The 24,946-nt window shown below is 60.3% G+C and carries 15 protein-coding genes; 9 read left to right on the top strand and 6 right to left on the bottom strand.

Annotated elements, in window-relative coordinates:
- Positions 1–63: 63 nt before the first annotated feature.
- The 4 genes from ARC85_RS00600 to ARC85_RS00585 all read left to right on the top strand — a co-directional run bounded on the left by ARC85_RS00600 (position 64) and on the right by ARC85_RS00585 (position 5,006).
- On the top strand, positions 64–1,578 hold the full coding sequence (locus ARC85_RS00600; protein WP_286714137.1) for a sensor domain-containing diguanylate cyclase: 1,515 nt from the start codon (positions 64–66) through the stop codon (positions 1,576–1,578).
- An 82-nt stretch (positions 1,579–1,660) separates the two neighbouring features.
- On the top strand, positions 1,661–2,527 hold the full coding sequence (locus tag ARC85_RS00595; protein ID WP_141066794.1) for an MBL fold metallo-hydrolase: 867 nt from the start codon (positions 1,661–1,663) through the stop codon (positions 2,525–2,527).
- 7 nt (positions 2,528–2,534) lie between these two features.
- Complete coding sequence (locus ARC85_RS00590) at positions 2,535–4,259, top strand: SulP family inorganic anion transporter (protein ID WP_286714136.1); 1,725 nt, start codon at positions 2,535–2,537, stop codon at positions 4,257–4,259.
- A gap of 87 nt (positions 4,260–4,346) precedes the next feature.
- Positions 4,347–5,006 (top strand): energy-coupling factor ABC transporter permease, encoded by a 660-nt coding sequence (locus tag ARC85_RS00585; RefSeq protein ID WP_011783851.1) that lies wholly within the window; start codon positions 4,347–4,349, stop codon positions 5,004–5,006.
- Between the two features lie 9 nt (positions 5,007–5,015).
- Here the strand turns inward: ARC85_RS00585 and ARC85_RS00580 are convergent, their stop codons facing one another.
- The 5 genes from ARC85_RS00580 to gdhA all read right to left on the bottom strand — a co-directional run bounded on the left by ARC85_RS00580 (position 5,016) and on the right by gdhA (position 13,198).
- Positions 5,016–7,145 carry a putative bifunctional diguanylate cyclase/phosphodiesterase gene (locus tag ARC85_RS00580; protein WP_286714135.1) on the bottom strand — a complete coding sequence of 710 codons (2,130 nt, stop codon included), beginning with the start codon at positions 7,143–7,145 and terminating at the stop codon, positions 5,016–5,018.
- A gap of 250 nt (positions 7,146–7,395) precedes the next feature.
- Positions 7,396–7,929, bottom strand: coding sequence for a response regulator transcription factor (locus ARC85_RS00575; protein ID WP_199453598.1), 534 nt, complete (start codon positions 7,927–7,929; stop codon positions 7,396–7,398).
- Between the two features lie 2 nt (positions 7,930–7,931).
- A complete protein-coding gene (locus ARC85_RS00570) occupies positions 7,932–9,203 on the bottom strand; it encodes a sensor histidine kinase (protein ID WP_199453600.1) in 1,272 nt (423 codons plus the stop codon).
- Positions 9,204–9,252: 49 nt separating this feature from the next.
- On the bottom strand, positions 9,253–11,841 hold the full coding sequence (locus ARC85_RS00565) for a PEP/pyruvate-binding domain-containing protein (protein ID WP_286714134.1): 2,589 nt from the start codon (positions 11,839–11,841) through the stop codon (positions 9,253–9,255).
- A 7-nt stretch (positions 11,842–11,848) separates the two neighbouring features.
- Entirely contained in the window at positions 11,849–13,198 is a 1,350-nt protein-coding gene (gene gdhA, locus ARC85_RS00560) for an NADP-specific glutamate dehydrogenase (protein WP_286714133.1), read from the bottom strand.
- Positions 13,199–13,449: 251 nt separating this feature from the next.
- Between gdhA and ARC85_RS00555 the strand changes: the two genes are divergently transcribed.
- The 3 genes from ARC85_RS00555 (at position 13,450) to ARC85_RS00545 (ending at position 19,974) form a co-directional block, all read left to right on the top strand.
- Positions 13,450–15,495 (top strand): TonB-dependent receptor domain-containing protein, encoded by a 2,046-nt coding sequence (locus ARC85_RS00555; protein WP_286714132.1) that lies wholly within the window; start codon positions 13,450–13,452, stop codon positions 15,493–15,495.
- A gap of 189 nt (positions 15,496–15,684) precedes the next feature.
- The gene (locus ARC85_RS00550; protein ID WP_273030723.1) at positions 15,685–16,737 is read left to right on the top strand and encodes an efflux RND transporter periplasmic adaptor subunit; all 1,053 of its coding nucleotides are present in this window, start codon (positions 15,685–15,687) and stop codon (positions 16,735–16,737) included.
- Between the two features lie 6 nt (positions 16,738–16,743).
- Positions 16,744–19,974: an efflux RND transporter permease subunit gene (locus ARC85_RS00545; protein ID WP_286714131.1), complete on the top strand. Its 3,231-nt coding sequence runs from the start codon at positions 16,744–16,746 to the stop codon at positions 19,972–19,974.
- A gap of 10 nt (positions 19,975–19,984) precedes the next feature.
- Here the strand turns inward: ARC85_RS00545 and ARC85_RS00540 are convergent, their stop codons facing one another.
- Positions 19,985–20,431 carry a potassium channel family protein gene (locus tag ARC85_RS00540; protein ID WP_014420223.1) on the bottom strand — a complete coding sequence of 149 codons (447 nt, stop codon included), beginning with the start codon at positions 20,429–20,431 and terminating at the stop codon, positions 19,985–19,987.
- Positions 20,432–20,545: 114 nt separating this feature from the next.
- On the opposite strand from ARC85_RS00540, the gene ARC85_RS00535 reads away from it, so the two are divergent.
- Entirely contained in the window at positions 20,546–21,787 is a 1,242-nt protein-coding gene (locus ARC85_RS00535) for an efflux RND transporter periplasmic adaptor subunit (RefSeq protein WP_286714130.1), read from the top strand.
- Complete coding sequence (locus tag ARC85_RS00530) at positions 21,784–24,936, top strand: efflux RND transporter permease subunit (RefSeq protein WP_286714129.1); 3,153 nt, start codon at positions 21,784–21,786, stop codon at positions 24,934–24,936. Before ARC85_RS00535 ends, ARC85_RS00530 begins: the two co-directional genes overlap by 4 nt.
- Positions 24,937–24,946: the final 10 nt, after the last annotated feature.

Below are 24,946 nucleotides of genomic sequence, written 5' to 3'. Positions count from 1 at the left end.
GACTGTCGGGCTGGACTACACTAAAAAAACCAGTGTAGACAATAGCAGGGAGACCGGCCATTTATGGCAAGCCAGCCCGACGATGAGCAGCCAGAGGGCCTGTCGGCCCGGTTTTTTCAGAAGCTGGCATCCGGCGTGCCGGGCGTGCTGTTTACCTATTGGCTCAGTGCCGATCACCAGTCCCACCGCTATCCCTACGTTAGTGACCAGGTAAAAGAACTGTTCGGCGTCGAGCCGCAAAAGCTCCGGGAAAATGCCGATTCGGTTTTCCGGGTCATTCATCCTGACGATGCGGCCGGCGTTGGTGAGAGCATCCTGCACTCGGTGCGAACGCTGCAACCCTGGTGTTACCGCGCCCGGCTGAGGATGAAGAATGGCGAGTACCAATGGTACGAGGCCCATTCCGTGCCGGAGCGGCAACCGGACGGCAGCACCCTCTGGTACGGCCAGTTCCACAACATTCAGCACTACAAGGAGCTGGAGCAGCATCTTCGGGATAGTGAAGCGGAATTCTCGTTCCAGGCGGGTTTCCAGAAGCTGATTGCCCGGCTTTCCAGTGAGTTCATTCATCTCGGATTTGGCTCCATTGACGACTGCATTGATGAGTTGCTCAGATCCATCGGCGCCTTCTTCAGCGTTGATCGCGCCTACGTCTATGCCTTTTCGCCGGACCTTGCCACCATGACCAATACCCACGAATGGTGTGCTCCGGGTGTGCCATCGTTGATGGCGGATCAGCAGGCGGTGCCGATTGACGATTTCCGCTGGTGGCAGCAACAGATTCGCCTGATGGAGAGCCAGAGCCAGGTGGTGTTCATTGAGGACACTGCGGATTTGCCGCCTGAGGCCGAAAATGAGCGGGCATTGCTGGAGCAGCAGGGAGTCAGTTCCATGTTCTGCGTCCCTGTCCGGATCCGCGGCCAGGTGATGGGCTTCTTTGGTGTGGATTCGTTATCCCGGCGGAGTTGGCGGCGGGATATGGCGGATCTGTTGATTATTGTCTCTGGTCTGTTGTCCGGTGCGTTGGAACGCAACCGGCTGGAAGAGGACCTGCTTAACCAGTCGATTCGTGATCCCCTGACTGGACTGCATAACCGTCGTTACCTGATGCCCCGGCTGGACGAGATCCTTGCTGCCAGCAATCGCCATGGCGACCGTTTCTGCCTGGCCATGTTCGATATTGATCACTTCAAACGGATAAACGACAACCTGGGCCACCTGGCAGGTGATCAGGTACTGATGCGATTTACCGACCTCCTGCTCGCCCATACCAGAACCACCGATGTGGTGTCCCGCTTCGGGGGTGAGGAATTTCTGGTGGTTTTTACCGGGGTAACCGAGAGGGATGTGCAAACCCTGGTGATGCGAATCATGGAAGCAGTAAGGGAGGAGGAATGGTTGGTCGACGGCAAGACATTAACCGTTACGGTCAGTGCCGGGGCGGTGTGCGTGTCGGAGCTGACAGACGAGCCGGCCACCCCGGAGGCAATGATTGCCAGGGCAGATGATAGGCTGTACCAGGCCAAAGATGGGGGCCGGGATTGCCTGGTTGATGCATCGGGATTATCGCGCATATAAGAAAACAGCATTTCACCTTATATATCGTTTCAGTATATCCTTAGATCAAATTAAAGAACTGGCGACTTCAAAGGTGAACACCATGACTCAGCCCATCGTTCAGCATTTTTTTGACGAACCCACTAACACCTTCAGTTATGTCGTGCGCGATCCCGACAGCCAGGTCTGTGCGATTCTGGATTCGGTTCTGGATTTCGATTATGCCGCTGGCCGCACCGATGTGCGCTCGGCCGACGAGATCATTCAGTACATTCAGGCGAACGATCTGATCGTGGAATGGATTCTGGAAACTCACGTACATGCGGATCACCTGTCAGCAGCTCCCTACCTGCATGAAAAGCTTGGAGGCAAAACCGGTATCGGGGCAAAAATCATTCAGGTACAGGAAATTTTCGGCAAGGCCTTTAACGCCGGTACCGAGTTTGCCCGCGATGGCAGTCAGTTTGACCGGCTCTTTGAGGAAGGCGACACCTTTGCGATCGGCAGCCTCGAAGGCCGTGTGCTACATACGCCCGGCCATACACCGGCCTGCCTCACCTATGTGATTGGCGACGCCGCATTTGTGGGCGATACCCTGTTTATGCCGGATTACGGCACGGCCCGCTGTGATTTCCCGGGCGGTGATGCCCGGGTTCTGTATCAGTCCATCCAGAAAGTTCTGGCGTTGCCGCCGGAGACTCGCATTTTCCTGTGTCATGATTACAAGGCACCCGACCGTGATGAATACCAGCACATGACCACCGTGGCCGAGCAGCGCCAGGCTAATGTGCACGTGCACGATGGTGTGTCGGAAGAGGAGTTTGTGAAGATGCGCACCGAGCGGGATGCAACGCTGGATATGCCGAGGCTGATCCTGCCGTCGGTGCAGGTGAATATGCGGGCGGGCCATATGCCGTCTGCAGAAGACAACGGCCAGGTGTACCTGAAGGTACCGGTCAACCTGTTCTGAGCCGCGCATGAATCTGAAACGCTATCTGCCCATTCTGCAATGGGCGCCATCTTACGGTCGCGACCAGGCCACCAGTGATCTGGTGGCTGCCGTCATTGTCACCGTTATGCTGATTCCGCAGTCCCTGGCGTACGCTCTGCTGGCAGGCCTCCCGGCGCAGGTCGGGTTGTACGCCAGCATCCTGCCACTGGTGATCTATGCGGTGTTCGGAACCAGTCGCACCCTCTCTGTTGGCCCGGTGGCGGTGGCCTCGCTGATGACGGCGGCGGCTCTGGCGCCACTGGCCGAGGCGGGCACTGCTGAGTATCTGGCTGGAGCTATCTTGCTGGCGGTGATGTCTGGCCTGATGCTGACCCTGATGGGGGTTCTGCGGCTGGGATTCCTGGCTAACTTCCTGAGCCATCCGGTGATATCCGGGTTTATTACCGCCTCGGGCATTGTCATTGCCGCCAGCCAGCTCAAGCACCTGTTCGGTATCCAGGCCAATGGCCACAACTTGCTGGATATTGGTCACTCGTTACTGGTTTCCCTGGGCAATACCAACGTGCCCACGCTGTTGATCGGGGGCGGGGCCTTGATGTTCCTGTTGTGGTCGCGCCGGTACCTGAAACCGGTACTGCATCGACTCGGCCTGGCGCCCCGGGCGGCTGATATCCTGACCAAGACCGCGCCCATTCTGGCGGTGCTCGTCACCGCTCTGGTTGCCTGGGCATTGCGGCTGGATGAGCAGGGGGTGCGACTGGTCGGTGAGGTACCGTCAGGATTGCCTTCCTTCACCATGCCCAGTCTGGATCTTGGCCTGTGGTCCCAACTGGCGGTCAGCGCCTTGCTGATCAGTGTGGTGGGTTTCGTGGAATCGGTTTCGGTGGGTCAGACCCTGGCGGCCAAACGGCGCCAGCGCATTGACCCGGACCAGGAGCTGATTGGTCTGGGTACCGCCAACCTGGGGTCCGGCCTGTCGGGCGGTATGCCGGTTACCGGTGGCTTTTCCCGTTCGGTGGTGAACTTTGATGCCGGCGCAGAAACACCGGCGGCTGGCGCTTACACGGCGGTGGGCATCGCCCTGGCCACTCTGTTCCTCACTCCGGCCATAGCCTGGTTGCCCCAGGCGACGCTGGCGGCGACCATTATTGTGGCGGTGATCACCCTGATTGATCTGCCTGCCCTGGGGCGCACGTTCCGCTATTCCCGTACCGATTTCGGGGCCATGCTGGCGACCATACTGCTCACGCTCGCTCACAGTGTCGAGGCCGGTATCATTGCCGGGGTGGCGTTATCGATCGGCCTGTTCCTGTACCGAACCAGTCGCCCCCACAGCGCGGTAGTGGGCCGGGTGCCGGGCACCGAGCATTTCCGCAACGTGCTGCGCCATGAGGTGGAACTTTGCCCCAAGGTTACGTTCCTGAGGGTGGACGAAAGCCTGTATTTCGCCAACGCCCGTTTCCTTGAGGAAACCGTGATGGATCTGGTTACCCGGGAGCCGGAGCTGACTGATCTGGTGCTGGTGTGCCCGGCGGTGAACCTGATTGATGCCTCAGCCCTGGAAAGCCTGGAAGCCATCAACGAACGGCTGCGCGATGCCGGGGTGCGCCTGCACTTCTCGGAAATCAAGGGCCCGGTCATGGACCGGCTCAAGGGCACGGAACTTCTGGAACACCTGGGTGGGCGTATCTTCCTGAGTACCTATGAAGCCTGGCAGGCACTCACGGGTCGGGCGGCGGTGGCGGCTTGACCTGTACGGTGTGATCCCATTGACGGTGTATGGGGTATGTGTAGACACTGCCTCTGATTCCAATCGCACCCGCACCGGTAAAACGCCATGGGAATGACCGACAACCTGCTCTCCACCAGTCAGTGGCTGATCACCGCTGTGTTGTTTGCGGTTATCCTGCTGAAGGCGGTGCGTTCTGTCGACTGGCCCGCCTTGCGCAAGGACAATGCCCTACAGCATTCGTTTTTCGGTGCGGCGGTTATTCTGGGCTTTGTCTGGCAGCTGAGGGCGGGTATTTCGCCAGGGCTGGCGATTCACATCTTTGGCATTACGGTGATTACCCTGATGCTGGGTTGGGCTTTGGCGGTGCTGGCGGGCCTGCTGGCCCTGGTGATCACCGTCATCACCGGGCGTGAGCCGCTACTGATGTTTGCCGCCAACGGCCTGATTACGGTGATGGTGCCGGCCTTGGTCAGCCACGGCATCATGTTGTGGGAACGACGGCGCAATTTCCGTAACTTCTTCGCCTACATCTTCTTCTGCGGGTTTTTCGGAGCCGGCCTGTCGGTGGCTGCGGCAGGCATTGTCATGTGTCTGATGCTGTGGAGCAGCGGCACCTACAGTTTTGATGAACTGGTGCATGAGTATCTGAGGTATCTGCCGCTGTTCATGATTCCGGAGGGTTTCATCAACGGCACCTTTGTCACTGGCCTGATGGTATTCCATCCGGACCGGCTCAGTACGCTGGATCAGAGCCGCTACCGGTAACCCTGCTGTTCAGATGCCCTCACCTTGCTCCGAAACGGTCTGCAGTTCACGAATGTCCCTGTTGGAGTGGCTTCTCTGACGCCAGTTGTCCAGCCAGTCCAGTACTTCGTCTGACGGCATAGGCCGGGCGATGCCATAGCCCTGAACCAGGTTGCAGCCCATGTCCCGCAGTGCGGTGGCGTGCTCCAGCGTTTCCACCCCTTCGGCCACTACGGGGTGGTCAAAACGCTGTGCGAGGAAAATGACGCTTTCGACGATGGCACGGTCATTGGCGTCGGTAAGCATGTTGCGGACGAAACTCTTGTCAATCTTGATGACGTCCACGGGCAGGGTGCGCAGGTAGGTCAACGAGGAAAAGCCGGTGCCAAAGTCGTCCAGCGCCACCTGCAGACCCAGAGACTGGCAGCGCGCCAGCACATTGCTGGCGCGTTTGGTGTCTTCCAGCGCCGTGGATTCTAGCACTTCCAGAGTGATTTGCCCGGGGCTCACTTCCGGATGGCTTTGCAGATAGCCTTCCAGGTAGTCCGCAAACTTCCGGTCCATCAGGTGGGGCGCGCTGATATTGATGCTGACTGCCAGAGCTTCGCCGGCTTCCCGCCATCGGTTCATCTGGTGAATCGCTTCTTTCAGCACCCATTGGCCCAGGGGGATCTCCAGGTGACTGTTGGCCGCCGCCGGCAGAAAGGCATCGGGGGTAATCAGTCCTTTTTCGGGGTGGTTCCAGCGAATCAGGGCCTCAAAGGCAATCACCTGACAGTCGGCCATGCGCAGTTGTGGCTGGAAGTAGAGTGCTAATTCCTCGTTCTCCAGGGCGCGGGAAATCTCCATCAGCAGGTTCCGACGTTCCTTGCGGAAGGCATATTGGCCTGGATCGAAAATATAAAACTGGTTGCGGCCTTTCTCTTTGGCAGCATACATGGCCTGGTCGGCATGGCGGATCAGGCCTTCGGCGTCGGTATCATCCTCCGGGTACAGGGTGACGCCGAGGCTGGCGGTCAGATTTACCGCTTTACCCGCCATGTCGAAAGGCTCACTGACCGAGCTCAGGATACGCTGATACAGCGGCTCCGAATGATCGCTCTGAATCAGCAGAACAAATTCATCGCCGCCGATTCGGGCGACGGTATCTCCGCTGCGGAGACTTCGGGTGAGCCGTTCCGCCACCATGCGGAGCGCCTCGTCGCCGAAATCGTGGCCGAGTTCATCGTTGATACCCTTGAATCCGTCCAGGTCAAGATAGCAGATGGCGAGTGAGCGTTTCTGCCGGTCCGCGTGCGCCCTGGCGGATCGCAACCGCTCTTCCAGAAGCTGGCGGTTGGGCAGGCCGGTGAGGTCGTCGTAATTCGCGGCCCGGTCGAGCTCTTTGGCGTGATTCTTCAGGGCGGTGATATCGGAGAACGCCGCCACATAATAATGTTTGCCGGGTTCTTCCAGGTGCACCCGGCTGATCGATAGCAGTTCCACATATTCCTCACCGTTTTTGCGGCGATTCCACACCTCTCCGCGCCAGTGATCGGTTTTTTCGATGGACTGCCACATGGAACGGTAGTATTCCCGGGAATGGCGGCCAGAGCTCAGAATGGAAGGGTTGAGGCCGAGTACTTCCTGACGGCTGTAGCCGGTAATCCGGGAAAACGCTGGGTTTACATCGATAATGTGGTTGAGGTGATCGGTGATGACAATCGCCTCGTGGCTGCGATCAAAGACGCTGGCAGCGATGCGCAGGCCGCGTTCGCTGTTTTTCCGGTCGGAGATGTTGGTCTGGATTACCACAAAGCCGGGTTCAATGCCGTCCTCTCCATCGACGGGTGTGCAGTAGGTGTGTACCCAGTAAGGTTCGCCGTTGGCGGTGTAGTGCAGGATGTCTTCTTCAAACGCCTCGCCCCGGAACAGGTGGCGGTGTATCCGGCTGACCGTCTCCGGATCCGTGTCCGGGCCGGCCAGAACCTGGCTGGGCAGTTTCCCGCGCACCGAATCCAGCGAGTAGCCAGTGTGCTTCTCAAACGCCTGATTGACCCACTCGATGCAGCCACTGGCGTCCAGAATCAGTGCCATGTTGCGGGTGGCGGTGGCCACCAGCGCCAGTCGTTTCGGGTCGATATCCGTGGCAGGCTGAGGGGTATCCGGGGTGTTGGGCATAGATCAGGTGTTCCGGTTATCGGTGGCTTTCGGCTTCCTCCTCTCCATGTGAGAACTGTTTGCGAGTATAGCAATGATGGCTACCCGCAACCTCCGTATTTGCCATGTACCTGTTATCCGTTTATTGCAAAGGGAGGTTGCGTGGGATGCTACCGTATCCGGGATTGGAAGGCATTCGACCTTGGTTTCAGGAAGTTGACCATCGTCAATTCGAAGTGAGATTTTTACCGTTTCAGGACAGCTGGGAGATTCACTGTCGCCAGCGGGAATGCTTCTGGAGTTTTCGTTGCAGAGTTCGGCGGTGCATGTTCAGAGCCCTGGCCGTTGCCGATATATTGCCCTCGTGTTCATTCAGCACCCGCTGGATATGTTCCCACTCCATTTCCTCCACCGAGGGCGGTTCCTGGCGGAGTGCGGGGCCGCCCTCAAGGGGTTCAAAGCCCTGTATCAGCTGGCTGACGGTGACCGGTTTGCACAGATAGTTTGCGGCGCCACGGCGCATGGCCTCCACCGCCGTGGCGATACTGCCGTAGCCGGTCAGTACCAGTACCTCCAGATTGTCATCGTGTTGCAGCAGCTCTGGCAGTAATTGCAGGCCGCTTTCACCCGCCAGATTGAGGTCCAGCACGCAGCGGTTAAAGCGGTACTCATCAAGTGCCCGTAGCGCATCCTCGCGGTTACTGGCCGTGACGCTCTCTACGCCTTGCCGCGATAGGGAGCGGCCCAGCACCTGAAGAAAGGTTTCATCATCATCAATCAGCAACCAGCGTTCGCCGTCTGTCATGTTCAGATAACCCCCGTAGAAGGCTCGTCAGTCACCGGAAGGTCGATCACCATGGTGGTGCCCTGGTCGCTTACCCGGGCACGAAGGTGGCCACCCAGTCGCTGTATGGTGGCGTTGGACAGAAACAGCCCCACACCCAGACCATTGCGGGAATCCACCACGTCTTCGCCCGGCGCACCGGCAAAGGCACTTTCCAGACCATCGCCGTGGTCTTCGACGATAATCTCCACCCGTGCATTGTCTGAGCTGCGGCAACTGACCGCGACCCATTGCGGACTGGCGGTCAGGGCGTTGGCGAGCAGGTTCAGTACCGCCTGATCGAGGGTGGCATCTACCGCGACCGTTGCCTCAGGACACTCGTCTGCCCAGCGTATCGGCCCGGCGGGCCAGAGCAATGTTGCAGACTCCCGAAGCCGCTTGAGCCAGGTGGATACCGCCAGGTTTTCCAGTTTTGCGTTGCGGGCTTCGATGGCGGCCTGGGTCAGCTGTTGCAGATGGCCACTGCACAGTGCCAGCTGTTGCTGCATCATGCCCAGGTCCTCTTCCAGATGTTCGTCGCCCCGCCCCGCGGTGGCAGAACGAATTTCATCCAGCAACAGCGTCATGGTGTTCAGAGGTGTTCCAAGCCGATGGGCGACGGCAGCGGCCGACAGGCCCAGGGAAATTATCTGCTCGTCCCGAAGCCGGTCTTCCCGGAACTGCCCAAGCTGGGACTGCTGTGCTCTCAGCTGGCGGGCCAGGGTTCCCACCACCAGCAGCAGAATGGCGGCGGTCAGGGCAAAGGTTACCCACATGCCGACCAGATGCAGCTGGGCCAGGTCGCTGCCGTGGTGCTGGTGTTCAATGGCAGGCGTGTGCCAGAGCACCAGGGCGGTATACACCAGAATACCGGATACCGTCAGGACGATACCCTGACGCCCGGGCACCAGGATGATGGCGACCGCAATCGGCAGCAGCAGGAGCGAGACCAGGGGGTTGGTGTAGCCCCCGGTGAGGTAAAGCCAGAACCCGATAAGCACCAGATCGGCCGCCAGGGTAAGGCTGACAAAAACCGCAGAGGCGGGCGGGCGCCGGCTGAACCATAACCACCCGAACGTGGCCAGTACACCGTACAGCAGGCATAGCAGCAGCGCCTCGGCCCGATGAGCAAGGGTGATGGTGGTTTCGGCAACGGCAACGGCCACCAGCAAGGTAACAATGATGGCCAGGCGCATGCCCAGAAGGTAACGGGCGGCCTGCCGAAAACCGGTCTGTGAGTGTGTCAGCCATTCCATGGGGGCATTCTAGCAGCGTGCGGCCGGTTCCGGCGCGAAAAACGCTTGGCTATTGCTTCGGGTCAACCGGCCGGTAGCACACCAGTTCTTGGCGAACCACATCGCCGGCCAGCTGAAGGGGCGACTGATCCATGACATACACCCTGATGGCGCGTTCAATGTCACTGGCGTTCTCAGGCTGGGGGATTTCACCGGGCAGAAGGTCAGGCTGGTAGTGGCACTGGCCGGATTCGGGAAACAGCGCCACATAGGCGATACCGGTTTCCACCAGGTCCTGAAAGAAATGAGAGCCGTAGGACAGATCCGGCACCATGTCGCCGGCGTTTTCGGATACCTCCACCAAAGCACTGACTCCGGCGATGTCGCCAAACCTGACCGGTACGCCCAGTTCCGGGCTGCTGGTGCCCCAGCGGCCGGGGCCGATCAGCAGGGTGCTGTCGCTGGATGCCCGCACCACCTCGCCGACACGGCGGGCCACCTCGTAACGCTCGTTGGTATTGAGATTGGCGTAAACAGCTGCATCCACACGGATAACCCGCTCGATCGCCAGATTGATGTTGCCGCCCATGAAATGGCCCTGGGTGCGGAAAATCTCCTGCTCTGCTGGCAGGTGTTCCGGCAGTGTGACCGGACCGGTTTCGCCAATGGTGGCCAGTGGCCGGCACTGCACCAGGTTGAAGGCCGGTTCGCCGTGCTCATCCAGGTGCAGGGTGAACTCGACATCCACGGGATGCTGATAGCCGGCCTCCAGGGTTGATAGCAAGGACGACAGCCGCTGAATAAACGAGCTGGCCTGAACCAGCGGCCGGAAGGTGAGCCGCCACACTGGCCCTGGCAGGCCAATCTGTTCCGCCCGAGCACTGGCGGCCCGGTCGATCTCGCCCATGTGTGCCATGGGCAGGTCGCTAACGGTTTCCAGTAACTGGCTCAGGGGCCGGGTTTCCAGATGGCCTTCCTGCAGATCGAGCAGATCCACCAGATGCTGGGAGAACCGGTAGTGTTCGTCCGGATTGCGGAATGGTTGCCGAGCGGGATGGTCCAGCGCCATCACGCAGGCGTGGTCGCCTTCAATTCGGTCCACGGCCCGGGTGCCCAGCCCCATAACCAGGCGGACCATGCCCGCTTTCGGGTCCATGGTGCTGTCCCAGGCAAAGGTGTTTCTGGACACGCCAACGCCCGCGGCATCGGGCAGGTAATAGCGGCCATGGAAACGGCCATTTACCCGCTGGATCAGCAGGGCCATGGGTTCCTCGCGCTGATCCAGGCCTCGTTGTTTACGGTACACCAGAGCGTCGTCACTCATGGACGAGGCGTAGACCTGGCGGATGGCATCTTCCAGTTCCGCCAGTCGCTGTTCCGGTGCCCCCTGGTTGATCAGGAAGACACTGTCGTATTTGCCGGCAAAGGCGTTGCCGAAACCATCCTCCTGCAGGCTGGATGAGCGCACCAGGATGGGATACTGGCCGTAATGGTCAAGCAGGCGTTCCAGCTCCGAACGGACTTCCGCCGGGAATTGCCCGGTCAGGATGGCCTTGCGCAGGGCGGGTGCTTCACTGAGATAACCTTCTGGTGAGCGTTGTCGCATGATTGCCGGCCACAGGCCGTTGTGGACCAGAAATGCGTAGTAGGCGTCGGTGCCCAGGTAGCTGGAATCGTGGGGTTCCAGATTCGGCTGCCAGAGTTCAGGCGCGTCTTTCAGCAGAATGTTCCGGGCAATCAGCATGCCTGTGGCCTTGCCGCCAATATAACCGCTGCCAACCAGACGGCTGCGAATGGTGAGCAGATCCTCCAGAGTCAGGTAGCGCCGGGCCAGTTCCAGAATCTTGGGGTCGCGGCTGATCATCACCTGCAGAACCTGCTCCTGCAGATCAGGCATGCAGGCCTGGTCCTGCTCAAAAACGGCCCGGCTGACTTCCTGGAACAGTCTGTCCCAGTAATCCAGCAGTGGCTGGCGATGCAGGTGCCCGGATTCCAGCGAGGCCTGCAAGCGGGTGGCATCGCTGCTGTCGGTAATCGGTCGGAACTGGCCAGCCTGTTCCCGATGGGGCAGGAACATGGTCGGTGACTGCCGGCGCCAGGCCTTGATGGGATGAATCTGCACATCGTCGCCGTGGCGGTGTACATCAATCATCACCTGGGTGGTCTGGCGAATCCGGTCCAGGGTCATCCGGGAGTGTCGGTCCGGGTGCAGGGCGAACCAGGCGACGGTATCCAGCTCGAACAGGAAGGGACACACGACCCGGAAAAAGTTGCCCACCATGGCGTCGGTGGCCCAGGCGTTGAGTAGCTCACTCAGGCTGTCGCAAACGTAGAAGGCGCCGCGGCCATGCCGTTCGATCAGGTGCCAGACCCGGCTGGTAAAACTCTCGAAGCCGCCGAGGGCATCAATGGTGATGGTGCGCACCGCAGGGTGCTGGTCAATGATCGGCGGATGCTCGCCGAAGCGGAGATAGATGATCTGCCGGCCGGCTTTGGCGGCAGCATCCAGAAAGGGAATAACGAATCGGCGGTAATCGTCCAGATCGGAGACCCGCCAGACAACATTGTCGCCGATTCGCAGGCCATCCAGCACCTCATCCAGACCGGGCAGTCCGGTGGACACCCGGCCTGTGGTCTGCTGAGGCTGCTGGTGCGTCATGGCGTGATCAGATCACGCCCATGGCGGTCATAGCCTTGGCTACGCGAAGGAACCCGGTGATGTTCGCGCCCAGCACATAGTTACCCTGAGCGCCAAACTCTGCGGCGGTCTCGTAACAGTTCTTGTGGATATCGATCATGATTTCCTCAAGGCGCTTCTGGGTGTAATCGAAAGTCCAGGAATCGCGGCTGGCGTTCTGCTGCATTTCCAGGGCGGAAGTTGCAACACCACCGGCGTTAGCGGCCTTGCCCGGGCCGTAAGCAATCTTGGCGTCCTGGAAGATGATGATGCCTTCCGGCGTGGTCGGCATGTTGGCGCCTTCGGCAACTGCGATACAGCCGTTTTCCACCAGGGTCTTGGCATCGCTGCCGTTGAGTTCGTTCTGGGTGGCGCAAGGCAGGGCCACATCACACGGAACGCTCCAGATGTTGCCGTCTTCCACGTACTTGGCATCCTTGTGGAACTCAGTGTAGGCGCTGATACGGCGGCGCTCCACTTCCTTGATGCGCTTGACCGTCTGCAGGTCAATGCCCTTCTCATGCACGATCATGCCCTGGGAGTCGGAGCAGGCAATTACCTTGGCGCCCAGTTCGTGGCATTTTTCGATGGCATAGATGGCTACGTTGCCGGAGCCTGACACCACCACGGTCTTGCCTTCCAGGGAGTCACCACGAGCCTTGAGCATTTCGTGGGTGAAGAACACGGTGCCGTAACCGGTGGCCTCGGTACGGGCGCGACTGCCGCCCCAGTCCAGGCCTTTGCCGGTGAATACGCCGGATTCGTAGCGGTTGGTGATGCGCTTGTATTGGCCGAACAGGTAGCCGATCTCGCGGCCACCGACGCCGATGTCACCGGCGGGAACGTCGGTGTACTCGCCCAGATGGCGGTACAGTTCGGTCATCAGGCTCTGGCAGAAACGCATGATTTCGTCGTCCGACTTGCCTTTCGGGTCGAAGTCGCTGCCGCCTTTACCACCGCCGATGGGCAGTCCGGTCAGGGCATTCTTGAAGATCTGTTCGAAGCCCAGAAACTTGATGATGCCGAGGTAAACAGATGGGTGGAAACGCATGCCACCTTTATAGGGGCCAAGAGCACTGTTGAACTCGACACGGAAGGCTCGGTTGATGTGGATCTCACCGCTGTCGTCCTGCCAGGGCACACGGAAGATGATCTGGCGCTCGGGTTCGCAGATGCGCTGGATGATCTTCTTGTCCGCGAACTCCGGGTACTTCACCAGCACGGGCCCCAGGGTTTCCAGTACTTCGTGAACCGCCTGGTGGAATTCCTTCTCACCCGGGTTGCGATGAAGAACATCCTGGAAGATCGGTTCGAGCTTTTCGTCGAGTTTTGCAGTCATGGTGTCATGCCCTCGGAATACGCGTATTGAAGGTCGCAAGAAAATGCGGTCGCCCAAAAAAAGGGCACTGATTGCACCACAGCGGTGCGGTATTTGGCAAGTGAATCTGCTGCAAAGCCCGGCGTTCTACCCGACGGAGATACCCCCAAGGGGGTGCGGCATTGTGTCTCAATCCAATGAAAATGAAGCGGCATACAATTCCGGCTAATTCGCAAAATACCTGATCAAAACGCCCCAAGGACCGCCAACCCATGCTGAGAAAGACCCACCTGGCTCGCTGTATCAGCCTTGTGATGGCCGGCTATGCTGTCGCACCTCTTGCCCATGCCCAGTCTGAAGCCGATGCCCTGATGTTGATCCGGGTGACCGAAGGTCAGTCTGCCGAAGCCGCCCGGCTCTCTGCCGCGGCCATTCAGACCGAACCCGTGCAGCGATTGTCATCGGATGCCGGGGTTTCGCTGTCGCGCATGGGTGGCCGCGGTCTGGACCCGGTGATCCGTGGCCAGAACGAAGAGCGGGTTGAGGTGCTGCTCGACGGCATGCGGGTGGAAGGAGCCTGCCCTAGCCGGATGGATCCGCCCACCAGCCGCTTGAGCACGGCGCTGGCTCCGGTGCTGGAAGTGCGCACCAGCAACCGCACCCTGCGCTGGGGCCCGATTGCCGGCGGCCAGGTGGTCGCCACCACCGCCGCCCCGGAATTTGCTGATGACAACCGCACAACCGGCCACCTGACCGTCGGCGGTGCCGACAATGGCGAAGGCAAGCTGGTGAATGGCAGCGTGGCGGTCGGTGACAAGGAAACGTTTATCCGCCTCGCTGGCGGCTACGACGAAGCCGACGACTATGAAGACGGCGACGGTAACGACGTCCGTAGCGCCTACAAAAACTCTGAAGGCCGGGTGGATGCTGCCTGGACCGCTGATAATGGCTTCTACATCAAGGGCCTGGTCAGCCGCCAGGAAGAGCGGGATGTAAAGTTTCCCGGCCGGGGTATGGATGCACCGAAAACGGATACCGACCTGTACCGGCTGGAGCTGGGAGCGCCGGTCGCCAGCGGCGGCTGGAACCTGATGGCCTGGCAGGCAGATGTGGATCACGTGATGGATAATTTCAGCCTGCGTGAGCCGCCGGTAAATATGGGTATGCCCATGAAAATGCAGACCAACTCGGAAACCCGTACCCGGGGCGCCCGACTGGTGCTGGATCAGACCATCAACTACACCAAAGATATTGCCTTTGGTGTGGATGTGGAAAGCAATGAGTGGGACGCCACCATGTACAACGGCATGAATCTCGACCACGAGGCCTCTTTGATGTGGCCGGGCGTTGAGCGAGACCGGGTAGGTGTGTTTGTGGAAGCCTTCCACCAGATCCGCGCCAACGCCCGCCTCGGTGCCGGCATCCGTTATGACCGGGTTGAAATGGATGCCACTCGAGCAGTCCAGACGTTTACTCCGATGGCCGGCGGTATGATGACGTTCTCCCCTTCGGGACTTTATGCCTCGGCCTATGGTGCAAACGATACCGAAGCCAACGATGACAACGTGAGTGGTTTCCTGACCGGGGAGTGGCGTTTTTCTTCGGTCCAGGCCCTTGAAGTTACGGCCAGCCACAGCGTGCGCTCCCCCAGCGTGAATGAGCGCTACGTTGCCCGTAAGACCATGAAAGGCAGTTGGATTGGAAACCCGGATCTGGACACCGAAAAACACCACAAGCTGGAAGTCAGCCTGCCCGGCAATCAGGGCGAGTGGAGCTGGCGCCCGGCCGTCTGGGTAGATCAGGTGGATGACTATGTTTACCGCTTTGACATCCGCAATCCGAATAACACCACGGATACCCGCTACGAAAATATCAGCGCCCGCCTGCTTGGTGTGGAGGGCATGCTGGGATGGAGCAACGGTACCTGGAGCAGCAACAGCAAGCTGGCTTCCGTGCGCGGCGAAAACCGGGATGCCGACAAGGCGCTGCCGCGGATTCCGCCTATCCAGTTTATCCAGACCCTGGGCTGGCATTATCAGGGCCATACTCTGGAGGCCGAATGGCAACTGGCCCGTCGCCAGGATCGGGTAGATCTTGAATCCGGACTGGACCCCAGTACTTCGCCAGGATACGGCGTATTCAACCTGTCCGGCACCCACCCGCTCATGGCCAATCTGAGCCTGACCTGGGCAGTGGATAACCTGTTCGACAATACCTGGGCGAACCATGTCAGTAAGGACAACCTGGCCGACAGCGGGGTGTTCCGGGTCAATGAGCCGGGGCGCACATTGCGCGCAGCGCTTACGGCCCGGTGGTAAAAACGATTATGGCGGTTACCCGCTTCTCATAGCCGGCGGGTGACATTGATACCCCGGGTGGAGGTCACTCCATCCGGGGTTTTTTTGTCGTTGATCAAACCCGGTTCGCAAGGACAGCAACTAGACTGAAGGGTGTCAGGGGTAATGCTACAATTGGTTATCAAGTAATTCTCTAAAGGAATAACGAAGATGGGTAAGTGTGTTCAGGCGATTCGGGTGCTGCTTCTGATGCTGATCAGTTCCGCTTTATCGGCTGAGACCGTGGAAACGCAGGCGGTAACGCGGGCCACCCTGCAGGAAACCGCCCATCTTGATGGTGTTATTGAAGCGGTTCAGCAGAGTACCGTATCCGCCCAGACCAGCGGTACGGTGGTGGAGCTGCCCTTTGATGTGGATGATTCTGTTGCCGCCGGTGATCTGATCGTGCGCCTGGAAGACAGCGAACAGCAGGCCCGGCTCAACCAGGCTGAAGCCGGATTGCAGGAAGCCCGTTCCGGGTTGCAGGATGCCCGTCAGCAGTATCAAAGAATCGAAGCCATTCATGAACGGGGCCTGGTGTCCCGGCAGGAATTCGACCAGGCCCGCAATAATATGAGCGCTGCTCAGGCCAGGGTGGAAAGGGCGGAAGCGGCGGTGGCCGAAGCCCGCAAGCAGCTGGACTACACCCGTATTATCGCCCCCTATGGCGGCATTCTCACCGAACGGCATGTCGAGTTGGGTGAGTCTGTGAGCCCCGGCCAGCCTTTGCTTAGCGGTTTGTCCCTCGAACAGCTGCGGGTGGTGGTGGATCTGCCCCAGAAATACGCCGACGTGGCCCGCAGCCAGCGCCAGGCCACCGTGACCCTGCCCGATGGCCGGGTGCTGGAGACCGGCGAGATGACGTTCTATCCCTATGCCAACCCGCAAACCCATACCTTCCGGCTGCGCCTTCAGCTCAACGAACCCAATGGTGCCTTGTTCCCGGGCATGCTGGTGAAAGTGAGTGTGCCGGTGGCGAGCCGGGAGGCGCTGTGGATTCCGGCGTCTGCCCTGGTTCAGCGCAGTGAACTGCGGGCCGTGTTCGTGATTAACCCTGAGGGCGAGCCACGGCTGCGCCAGATTCGGCCCGGCGTTCGCGATGGTCAGCGGCTGGAGGTGTTGTCGGGGCTCAGTGCCGGTGAACAGGTAGTGAGCAATCCGGGGGTTCTGGTGGGCAGCGAAACACTGGCCATGCCCGGTTCCTCAGCGGCAAGCGGGGAGTAAGCGGCCATGAGTCAGGAATTGCCCCCGGTTGGCCCGTCCGGTGTCATTGCCCGGGCCTTTCAGAACAATCATCTGACCCCGCTGCTGGCCATTCTGGCGATCATCCTCGGTGTCCTGTCGGTGATCGTCACACCAAAAGAAGAGGAACCCCAGATTGATGTCACCATGGCCGACATCATGGTGGCGCTGCCGGGAGCCAGTGCCCGAGAAGTGGAAAGTGTGATTGCCACGCCGGCCGAACAGGTGATGAGTGAGATCAAGGGCGTAGAGCATGTTTACTCCGTGTCACGACAGGGCCAGGCGGTGGTGACCGTTGAATTCGAGGTCGGTATCACCCGACAGGAAGCACTGGTGCGGCTCTACAACCAGGTGTATTCCAACCAGGACTGGCTGCCGCCGGATCTCGGAGCCTCCCAGCCCCTGATCAAGCCCCGTGGCATCGATGATGTGCCGGTGATGAGCCTGACCCTGTTTGATCCCACCAACACCCATTCCGGGGAGGAACTCACCCGGCTGGCACACATGCTCGAAGTGGCCCTCAAGCGCGTGCCCGGTACCCGGGACATCTATACCCTCGGCGGCGTACCGGACCGGGTGGACATCCTGTTTGATCCGGCGCTGTTGGCGGGCTATGGCCTCACCACCGAGGACATCGCGAGTGCGCTCAATGCCGGCAACGCGGCCAGCCAGGAAGCCCGGGTAACCCGCGACAACGTCTCCATTCCGGTACAGGCCGGAACGCTGCTGGAATCCGTAGACGATGTCCGTTCCCTGGTGGTGGGCATGCACAATGGGGCGGCCGTCTACATGGATGATGTGGCGCAAGTGCGCCGTGGCGGGACGGTGCCGGACCAGAGCGTGATGGTCGGTTTCGGCCCGGCCCACCCGGAGCATAAGGCAGGCGTGGCCGGCCAGGTGTATCCGGCGGTGACGCTGGCGATTGCCAAGAAGCCCGGCGAAAACGCCATTGATATCACCACCGCCATCGAGCGGCGGCTGGATGAGCTGCGTAACCGGGCCCTGCCACCGGATATTGAAGTGCTGGTGACCCGAGATTACGGGGTGACCGCCTCCGACAAGGCACAGAAACTGATCTCCGATCTGGTGTCCGCCACCGTGGCGGTGATGCTGCTGGTGCTGGCGGCCATGGGCTGGCGCCAGGCCCTGATTGTCGGTATTTCGGTACTGATTACACTGCTGCTAACGTTGGTGTTTTCCTGGGCCTGGGGCTTTACCCTGAACCGGGTGTCGCTGTTCGCGCTGATCTTTTCCATCGGGATTCTGGTGGATGACGCCATCGTGATCACCGAGAACATCAACCGGCGCATCCAGAACACTCGCCGTTCGATCAGGGACATCATCCCGGTGGCGGTGGATGAGGTGGGTACCCCCACCATTATGGCGAGCCTGACCATCATGGCCGCGCTGCTGCCCATGGCGTTTGTGACTGGCCTGATGGGCCCCTACATGAGCCCGATTCCCATCAATGCCTCGGCCGGCATGGTGGTTTCGCAGATCGTCGCCTTTGTGGTCGCCCCCTGGCTGGCCTTCCGTTTGCTGAAACACAAAAAGGGCCAGGAGCTGGACGACGGCGGTGAGGCCGCCAGTTCCGCCGAGGGTGCCAGCCCGCTGGCGATGAAGATCTTCAACGGTGTGTTGGGACCGTTTCTGGGCGAGCATGCCTGGCGCCGCCGTTTTCTGGGTCTTGGCGTGGTGCTGCTGACGCTGGCGGCAGCGTCCTTGCCGGTCTTTCTGGCGGTCATTCTCAAGATGCTGCCGTTCGACAATAAATCCGAGCTGCAGGTGATTCTGGATATGCCTGAGCGCACGCCGGTGGAACAGACCCAGCGGGTGCTCACTGATATGGGCCATTATCTGGAAACGGTGCCGGAAGTCACCGACTGGCAGACCTATGCCGGTACCGCATCGCCCATCAATTTCAACGGGCTGGTGCGGCAGTATTATCTGCGCAGCGAACCCTATCAGGGCGATATTCAGGTAAACCTGGCCGGCTCCGGGCACAGAGAGCGGCCATCACACCAGATTGCCCAGAGCCTGCGTGGCCCGCTGACAGCCATTGCCGATCGCTATGGTGCCAGGGTGAAAATTGTTGAGGTGCCACCGGGGCCGCCGGTGCTGTCGCCGGTGGTGGCCGAAATCTATGCCGCCGATGCCTTCCGCCGGGCGGAACTGGCAACCCTGATTGCTGACGATATGAACGGTATCGAGGGGCTGGTGGATATTGATACCACCCTGGAGGCCCCTACCCGGCAATGGGAAGTGGTGGTGGATCGGGCTCGGGCAGCCCGGCTCGGGGTCTCCCAGGCGCTGGTGGTCAGTACCTTGCAGACCGCGCTGGGCGGGGCTGGTGTCAGTTATCTGCATGATGACCAGGCCAAATACCCAGTGCCGATTCGGGTGATTCTGGCCGAGGGTGACAAGGCACAGCCCTCGGCCCTGCTTTCGGTACAGGTGCGCAGTCGCAGTGGTGAACTGGTTCCGTTGGCCAGCATCGCAGACGTGCGGGAGGCGGACTGGATGGGGGCCATCTATCATAAGGATCTGCTGCCAGTGACCTACGTCACGGCCGATATGGCCGGAGACATCGACTCGCCCCTCTATGGCATGTTCCGTATGGTGGACTTGCTGGAAAATCAGGCGGAGGCTCCGGAGCAGTTCTTTATCCAGCAACCGCCGTTGCCGGAAAAAGGTACTCTGAAGTGGGACGGTGAGTGGCAGATTACCTATGAAACCTTCCGGGACATGGGCGCCGCGTACAGCGTGGGTGTCTTCATGATCTTTGTGCTGCTGGTGGCCCAGTTCCGCTCCTATTTGCTGCCGCTGATCATCATGGCTCCGATTCCGTTGACCCTGATCGGCATCATGCCGGGCCATGCTCTGCTGGATAAGGAGTTCACCGCCACCAGCATGATTGGCATGATCGCCCTGGCCGGCATCATTGTGCGTAACTCCATCCTGCTGGTCGTATTTATCCAGCAATTAATGGAAGAAGGCATGGCGCTTGATAAGGCGGTGGTCATGGCGGGTGCGGTGCGCATCAAGCCTATCCTGCTGACGGCTATATCGGCCATGGTGGGCGCTTACTTTATCCTGAGCGACCCCATTTTCAACGGGCTGGCGATTTCGCTGGTGTTCGGCCTGGCAATGTCGACCCTGTTCACCGTGATCGTGGTGCCCTTGCTTTATTACACCCTGGCCCGTTGCAAATGGATCTGAGGCGTGGTGGCTATCGGGTTGGCCAGTAGCGCTGCATTTCCAGGAACAGGAACGAGGCACTCCAGGTGATCAACATCAGGCCAGTGAGTGCCTCGATGCCGGTGAGGTGCCGGAGTTGGCCGACGGCCTCGATATCGCCATAGCCCAGCGTGGTGAAGGTGGTGAAGGAAAAGTAGGCACAGTCCAGCATGGTGCCACTGAAGTTACCTGTTAGCTGGCCCCAGCCCTCGGCGTGGTGCATGAAATAAAAGGCCGTGGCGAAGATCCACACTTGCAGGGCATGGGCGGTCAGGCAGCCGAGCACCGCCACAATCAAACGGAAATGGTGGCTTTGGCGCATGCGTGCGAGAAGGCCGCTTAAACGGATCAGGACTTCGTTATGTATTACCACAACGGCACACACCAGAAGGATGTTCAGCAGGGTGACGTTGATCAGGGTATCGTGAGTGGCGTCCAACGGAGTCTGTCCTGAAGCCGGGAAACCTGCCGGAGTAATCCGGAACCTGTTGAAAATTGTATAGTAAATTCGTTGCCTTCGCGCACCTTCATTTAATCAGAGTATCGACGGCCCATGTCCAGAAAACTGCTCCCCCTGTTGATGATCGCTCTCGGTATCGCCGGCTTTCTGCTTCTGAAGGTAACCCGGCCGGAACCGGCGGAAGTGTCCGCCACCGAGCGCAGCTGGCTGGTTCAGGTACAGGAAATACGTCCTGCGAAAGCGACCCCGGTACTGCCTCTGTATGGTGAGGTGGTGGCGCCGGATCTGCAGACCATCACCGCCACTCTGGCCGGGCGTATTGACCGGTTACCGGTACGGGAAGGGCAGCAGTTGAGCGAAGGTGACTTGCTGGTCGCGCTGGATTCCGCCGATATTGAACCGGTACTTGCCCAGGCTCGGGCCCAGGTCGCCGACCTGGAGGCGCAGGTGCGGTCCGAACAGGTGCGATACCGCAACGATCAGCAATCCCTGGAGAGTGAAAAGGCCATTCTGGACAACGCCCGTCGCCAGTTTGAGCGCACTCAGTCGCTGGTTGAGCGCAACCTGGCCTCCCGCGAAAGCCTTGAGGCTGCCACCGATACGCTGGCCAGGGCGGAATTGACCGTTCGTACCCGGGAGCGGGCCATAGCCGAGCATCCGGCCCGGCTGCAAAGCCTGGAAGCCCGGTTGTCGCAGGCCCGGGCCAGTCTGAGTTCGGCAGAACTGGACGGTGAGCGGGCGGTATCAACAGCGCCTTTTGACGGTATGGTCACCAACCTGCAAGTGGCGGCTGGCGATCAGGTATCCCGCAATCAGGCGTTGTTGAGCATCTATCCGATACAGGGGCTGGAAGTCCGGGCGCGGGTGCCGCAGATGTATCTCGGCGAGTTGGTGGATGCCCTGGCCGAGGGGGCAACACTAACGGCTACCACCGAGGATTCCGGCCAGCGCTTTGAGCTGGTCCGGTTTGCCGGCCTGTCTGATCCGGCCGGTACCGAGGCGGTGCTGGAGCTGAACGGGGAATCGGGAGCCTTGCGGCCCGGGGCTTTGCAGCCACTGTTGCTGCAGCGGCCAGCAAGGGACAACTTGATTGCCATACCCTTCAGCGCACTGTACGGGGCCGACAGTGTTTACATCATGACTGATGATAACCGCATGCAGCGGGTGACGGTGCAACGGGTTGGCGAGGCACTCAGCGAGAATGGCGAGCGCCGGTTGTTGATCGCCAGTGAACACCTGAAACCGGGCATGCATCTGATCACCACCCATCTGCCCAATGCGATCACCGGCCTGAAAGTAAAGCTGGCGGATAGCGAGGGGGCACCGGCCTCATGAGTCGCAAAAAGGGTGTGATCGGCTTTTTTGTCCATCACCGGTTGGCCGGCAATCTGGTGATGCTGGTGATGTTGCTCGGTGGCGTAATGGCCCTGACCCGCATGAATATCCAGTTCTTCCCTACTTTCGCCCTGGATGTGGTCAGCGTGCGGGTGGTGTGGAGTGGGGCGTCGGCCGAGGATGTGGAGCGCGGTATTACCGACCCGCTTGAGCAGCGTCTGCGCAGCGTCGACGGCCTCAAGAAGATGACCTCCACGTCGGCGCAGGGGGTGTCGTCCATTACCCTGGAATTCCATGAAGGCACCGACCCGATACAGGCAGTGGATGACGTGCGCCAGCAGGTCGACGAGTTCAATAACTTGCCGGCGGATGCCGAAGAACCGCAGGTGGCCAGGGTTGAACGGTACGAACCGGTGGCCCGGCTGCTGGTTTACGGTGATGTCGACCGGGCCGAGTTGCGCCAGCTGGTGTACCGGTTTGAAGATGAATTGCTGGACCGGGGCATCGACCGGGTCACGCTCCGGGGCCTGCCGGAGCAGCAGATCAGTATTGATGTGCCGGTGGAGCGGCTGGAATCCTTGGGCCTGTCGCTGGAACAGATTGCCGATCGGGTGGCGTCGCTGTCCCGTGACCTGCCGGCGGGGATGATGGCTCAGCAGGATGCCACCCGAGAGCTGCGGGCGGTGGAACAGCGACGCAGCCCCCAGGCCTTCGAGACCATTCCGGTGCTCAGCGGTGATCGCATCCGCATGCAACTGGGTGACATAGCCATCATCCGCCAGGAAGCCCGGGACAACCAGACGGTCATGGAAAACAACGGCATGCCCGCCGTAGAGCTGCAGCTTCAGCGGGCGGAAAACGGCAACTCCCTGACCGCCGCGCGGGTGTTTGAGTCCTGGCTGACGGATACCCGCCCGACCTTGCCGGCCACCGTAAATATCAAGGTTTACGACGAAACCTGGCAGCTGATTGAAGACCGGATTTCCCTGCTGGTGAATAACGGCCTGGGTGGTCTGGTGCTGGTGGTGGGGCTGCTCTACCTGTTTCTTCCCGGGCGGGTCGCCGCCTGGGTGGCGGTGGGTATTCCCACCGCCTTTCTCGCCGCCCTGGGGGTGCTATGGCTGATCGGCGGCTCCATCAACATGATTTCACTGTTTGCCCTGATCATGGCCCTGGGGGTGATCGTTGACGATGCCATCGTTGTGGGGGAGGACGCGGATGCCCATGCCCGTATGGGAGAGCAGTCCATCTATGCCGCCGAAGGCGCTGCCAAGCGTATGGTCTGGCCAGTACTGGCTTCGTCCCTGACCACGGTGGCGGCGTTCATGCCACTGCTGGTGGTGGGAGGTGTAATAGGCAATATCCTGGGCGATATTCCGGTGGTGATGATCTGCGTGTTGATTGCCTCTCTGTTGGAGTGTTTTGTGGTCTTGCCAGCCCATCTTCGCCATGCCTTTGTCCGCAAGGTATCCGAGAATCAGCCAGAGCGACGCCCTCACGCCGTGGCCCGTTTGCGCCGGGGATTTGAGCAGCGGTTCGATACCTTCCGCGACGGCCCTTTCCGCCGGTTCTCCCGCTACAGCCTGAAGCACCGGGGCATGACCGTAGCCTCGGCACTGGCGTTGGCCATTGTCACCGTCGGCCTGCTGGCCGGTGGACGGCTTGGGTTCAATTTCTTCCCGACGCCGGAACCATCGGTGTTCTACGCCAATGCCAGCTTTGTGGCGGGCACGGACAAGGACACGGTGGCGCGCTTCATCCGGGAAATGCAGCGCTCACTCACTGAAACGGAGGAGGCCCTGGGTGGCGATCTCGTACTCCATGCCGTGACCACCTACGGCGCTACTCAAGGGGCTGAGGGCAGTTCCCGGAACGATGACGAGCTTGGCTCCATGCTGGTGGAGCTGGTGCCTTCGGACAGCCGTTCTGTGCGCAATGCCGAGTTCATTCGGGAATGGCGCAGCCGTATGACGCTGCCAGCCGGACTCGATGCCCTGAACATCAACGAGCGCCAGGCCGGCCCGCCCGGGCGAGATGTCAATGTGCGACTGACCGGTGATGACGCAGAGGCCCTGAAGCGGGCAGCGGATGAAGTGGCCCAGGCACTGGCTACCCTGCCGGGCGTGCTGGATGTGGAAGACGATATGCCCTGGGGCCGGGAACAGTTGCTCTATCAGGTGAGCCCCTATGGTGAAGCTCTGGGGCTGACCACTGTGGATCTGGGCCGACAGTTGCGGGCGGCATTTGATGGCCGGATCGCCCAGATCTACCAGGATGGTCGCGATGAGGTGGAAGTCCGGGTGCAGTTGCCGAGGGCGCAACGGGAGCAATATTCCACCCTGGAGCGCATGACCATCCGCATCCCTGATGGCCGTTTCGTACCGCTGACCCAGGTGATGAACCTGGATCACCGCCAGGGGTTCCAGGCCCTGCGCCATGCCGATGGCAAGCTCGCGGTGGAGGTCACCTCGGCACTGAATACCCGGGTTGCCACCACCGACCAGATTCTTGAAAGCCTGCAGTCCGGGCCTTTGCCGGAGATCGCCAGTCGCCACGGTGTGCGCTACAGCTTTGAGGGCCGCTCGGCCGATCAACGCGAAACCATGGCGGACATGCAAACGGGGCTGCTTATCGGCCTGGCCCTGATGTATGTGGTGCTGGCCTGGGTATTTGCATCCTGGAGCCTGCCCCTGATCGTCATGGCGATTATTCCCTTTGCCCTGGTCGGTGCCCTGCTGGGCCACTGGATCATGGGGCTGCAGCTCACCATACTGTCCCTGTTCGGGTTGTTCGGCCTGTCCGGTATCGTGGTGAATAACGCCATTATTCTGGTGGCTTTCTACAACCAGCAACGGCAGAAGGGGCTGGACATCACGGATGCCCTGAATGAGGCCGCCGTGCAGCGGGTTCGCGCGGTTCTGCTGACGTCCCTGACCACTATTGGGGGGCTGACACCGCTGCTGTTCGAAACGTCGTTGCAGGCCCAGTTCCTGATTCCTATGGCAACGTCCATTGCCTTTGGCTTGGGACTGTCCACCTTCCTGGTGCTGCTGGTGATTCCAGCGCTGTTGTCCTGGGTCGAGCAATTCCGGGAATGGCGTGCCCAAAGCAGGAACGGTGCGGCAGAACCTCTGGGGGCTGCCGACTGAATACCGGGAG

The organism is Marinobacter sp. tcs-11 (genome assembly GCF_002049515.1).
Classification (GTDB): domain Bacteria; phylum Pseudomonadota; class Gammaproteobacteria; order Pseudomonadales; family Oleiphilaceae; genus Marinobacter; species Marinobacter nauticus.
Note: the sequence above shows the minus strand (reverse complement) of the source record. Positions and strands in the feature narration are given on the sequence as shown.

Coding starts and splice junctions, on each gene's coding strand:
- ARC85_RS00600 (WP_286714137.1), top strand. CDS start 64: ATGGCAAGCCAGCCCGACGATGAGCAGCCAGAGGGCCTGTCGGCCCGG.
- ARC85_RS00595 (WP_141066794.1), top strand. CDS start 1,661: ATGACTCAGCCCATCGTTCAGCATTTTTTTGACGAACCCACTAACACC.
- ARC85_RS00590 (WP_286714136.1), top strand. CDS start 2,535: ATGAATCTGAAACGCTATCTGCCCATTCTGCAATGGGCGCCATCTTAC.
- ARC85_RS00585 (WP_011783851.1), top strand. CDS start 4,347: ATGGGAATGACCGACAACCTGCTCTCCACCAGTCAGTGGCTGATCACC.
- ARC85_RS00580 (WP_286714135.1), bottom strand. CDS start 7,145: ATGCCCAACACCCCGGATACCCCTCAGCCTGCCACGGATATCGACCCG.
- ARC85_RS00575 (WP_199453598.1), bottom strand. CDS start 7,929: ATGACAGACGGCGAACGCTGGTTGCTGATTGATGATGATGAAACCTTT.
- ARC85_RS00570 (WP_199453600.1), bottom strand. CDS start 9,203: ATGGAATGGCTGACACACTCACAGACCGGTTTTCGGCAGGCCGCCCGT.
- ARC85_RS00565 (WP_286714134.1), bottom strand. CDS start 11,841: ATGACGCACCAGCAGCCTCAGCAGACCACAGGCCGGGTGTCCACCGGA.
- gdhA (WP_286714133.1), bottom strand. CDS start 13,198: ATGACTGCAAAACTCGACGAAAAGCTCGAACCGATCTTCCAGGATGTT.
- ARC85_RS00555 (WP_286714132.1), top strand. CDS start 13,450: ATGCTGAGAAAGACCCACCTGGCTCGCTGTATCAGCCTTGTGATGGCC.
- ARC85_RS00550 (WP_273030723.1), top strand. CDS start 15,685: ATGGGTAAGTGTGTTCAGGCGATTCGGGTGCTGCTTCTGATGCTGATC.
- ARC85_RS00545 (WP_286714131.1), top strand. CDS start 16,744: ATGAGTCAGGAATTGCCCCCGGTTGGCCCGTCCGGTGTCATTGCCCGG.
- ARC85_RS00535 (WP_286714130.1), top strand. CDS start 20,546: ATGTCCAGAAAACTGCTCCCCCTGTTGATGATCGCTCTCGGTATCGCC.
- ARC85_RS00530 (WP_286714129.1), top strand. CDS start 21,784: ATGAGTCGCAAAAAGGGTGTGATCGGCTTTTTTGTCCATCACCGGTTG.